The organism is Fructilactobacillus sanfranciscensis DSM 20451, assembly GCF_001436035.1.
GTDB lineage: Bacteria > Bacillota > Bacilli > Lactobacillales > Lactobacillaceae > Fructilactobacillus > Fructilactobacillus sanfranciscensis.
Window position 1 is genome coordinate 1 of the sequence record NZ_AYYM01000056.1, and the last position, 656, is coordinate 656.

1 protein-coding gene and 1 pseudogene are annotated in these 656 nt (G+C 45.2%); both read right to left on the reverse strand.

What is annotated here, in order from left to right:
• On the reverse strand, positions 1-273 hold a 273-nt coding region (locus tag FD36_RS06965; protein ID WP_235803529.1), incomplete at both ends, for a transposase.
• Between the two features lies 1 nt (position 274).
• Positions 275-656, reverse strand: a pseudogene (locus FD36_RS06970) (transposase); the annotation flags it as partial.

Here is a 656-nt window from a genome sequence, read left to right on the forward strand (position 1 = left end):
GAGCAGATTCGGCATTTTAAGCAGATCTTTGATTAACTTGGGATAGGTACGATGCCAGTTGTTGGCGAACTCATTCAGTTTCAGTTCGGCTGCTTCACGATTGGCAGCCCAATGAACTTGTTTAAAGTCATTGATCACGGCCTTACGGTCTTTCACCCGAACTTTGTTTATCAAATTACGCCCAACATGAACCAGGCAACGTTGTCGTTTAGCTTTGGGAAAATGCCGATTTAAGCCTTCATCCAAACCAACTAACCCATCGGCCACAAACAANCCCAGTAATTCAGTCCAGATCCCAGTTGATTCCGTCGGCGCCACTTGGTAGTTCAGCACTTCTTTCGTACCATCTGGACGAATGCCAATCGCAATATGAACCGCTTCTTTTTGAACGGTATCCCGCTTTAACGGCAAGTAAGTGGCATCTAAGAAGATAGCCGCATATTGTGAAGCCAGTCGACGTTGCTGGAAAGCTTGAACCTGTTCATTGACGGCTTTAGTCATGTTGGAAACCGTGGCTTTGGAGTAGTGAGCACCGTACATTTTCTCAATGAGTTCGGCAATTTCAGCAGTGGTAATTCCCTTGGTATACAACTGAATAACCGTTGTTTCTAAATTATCACTGTGCCGACCGTAGGCTGGCAAGGTATGATTTTCAA